We start from the raw sequence: 1,460 nt of genomic DNA, 5'->3' as shown, positions 1-1,460 counted from the left end.
GGCGTCGACGGGGGTGCCGCTCAGGGTGTAGGGGGCGGCGGTGCCGTCGGCGGCGGGTAGCAGGAGTGTGCTCATGCGAGGGTGACCTCGTCCAGTTCGATCGTGCGGCCGGTGCGCGCCGACTGGAGTCCGGCCTCGGCCATCTGGAGGCCGCGCGCGCCCGAGAGCAGGTCGTGCGGGAAGGGGGTGTCCAGGACCACGTGGCGCAGGAAGTCCTCCCACTGGGCGCGGAACCCGTTGGGGAACTCGGTGTTGTCGGGCACCGGCTCCCACTGCTCCCGGTAGCGCCCCGGGTCCTCCAGGTCGGGGTTCCAGACCGCCTTGGGCGTGGCCGAGCGGTGCTGGGCGCGGCAGGAGCGCAGCCCCGCCACGGCGCTGCCGTGGGTGCCGTCGACCTGGAACTCCACGAGTTCGTCGCGGGCCACGCGCACGTTCCAGGAGGAGTTGATCTGGGCGATGACGCCGCCGTCCAGCTCGAAGATGCCGTAGGCGGAGTCGTCGGCCGTGGCCTCGTAGGGCCGTCCCTCCTCGTCCCAGCGGCGCGGGATGTGGGTGGCCACCTTGGCGGTGACCGCGCGCACCGGGCCGAACAGGTGCTCCAGGATGTAGTGCCAGTGCGGGAACATGTCCAGCACCATGCCGCCGCCCTCCTCGGCGCGGTAGTTCCAGCTGGGGCGCTGGGCGGGCTGCCAGTCGCCCTCGAAGACCCAGTAGCCGAACTCGCCGCGCACCGACAGGATCCGGCCGAAGAAGCCGCTCTCGACCAGCCTGCGCAGTTTGAGCAGGCCGGGCAGGAAGAGCTTGTCCTGGACCACGCCGTTGCGCACGCCCGCGTCGCGGGCCAGTTTGGCCAGCTCCAGGGCGGCGCTGAGCGTGCTGGCGGTGGGCTTCTCGACGTAGACGTGCTTGCCCGCGGCGATGGCCGCGCGCACGGCGGCCTCGCGGGCGTGTGTGATCTGCGAGTCGAAGTAGACCGTGATGTCGTCGTCGGAGAGCACACCGTCCAGGTCGGTGGACCAGCGCTCGATTCCGTGGCGTTCGGCGATCTCGCGCAGCTTGTGCTCGGAGCGTCCGACCAGGACGGGCTCGGGAATGATCCGGGAGCCGTCGGGCAGGCGTACGCCGCCCGCCTCCCGGATGGCCAGGACAGACCGGGTCAGGTGCTGCCTGTACCCCATGCGTCCGGTGACGCCGTTCATGGCGACACCCAGCACGTGATCACCCATGGGTTGTTACCACCTTTCCGTATGAAAGCGCTTTCCAGCCTACGGCAAAAACACCCCCGCGCACCAGAGGGGCCCCGGACCTGCCACGACGCGAAGCGCTTCGACACCGGCCCCCGCGAGGCGGACCGTGGGCCCCGGGACCCACGTCGGCGACACCCGCCATCCCTTCGGCAGCGGCACCGGCGCGGTCCGCCCCGGCGGGGGCGCGCCCGCCCCTTCCGCAGGGGGCCTGCC

The 1,460-nt window shown here is 71.8% G+C and carries 1 protein-coding gene; it reads right to left on the bottom strand.

From position 1 onward, the window contains the following. Nucleotides 1-71 precede the first annotated feature (71 nt). Complete coding sequence (locus DQW06_RS20770) at nucleotides 72-1,226, bottom strand: Gfo/Idh/MocA family protein (protein WP_117199132.1); 1,155 nt, start codon at nucleotides 1,224-1,226, stop codon at nucleotides 72-74. Between the last annotated feature and the right edge of the window lie 234 nt (nucleotides 1,227-1,460).

Source organism: Nocardiopsis sp. TNDT3, assembly GCF_003427465.1.
Taxonomy (GTDB): domain Bacteria; phylum Actinomycetota; class Actinomycetes; order Streptosporangiales; family Streptosporangiaceae; genus Nocardiopsis; species Nocardiopsis dassonvillei.
Note: the sequence above shows the minus strand (reverse complement) of the source record. Positions and strands in the feature narration are given on the sequence as shown.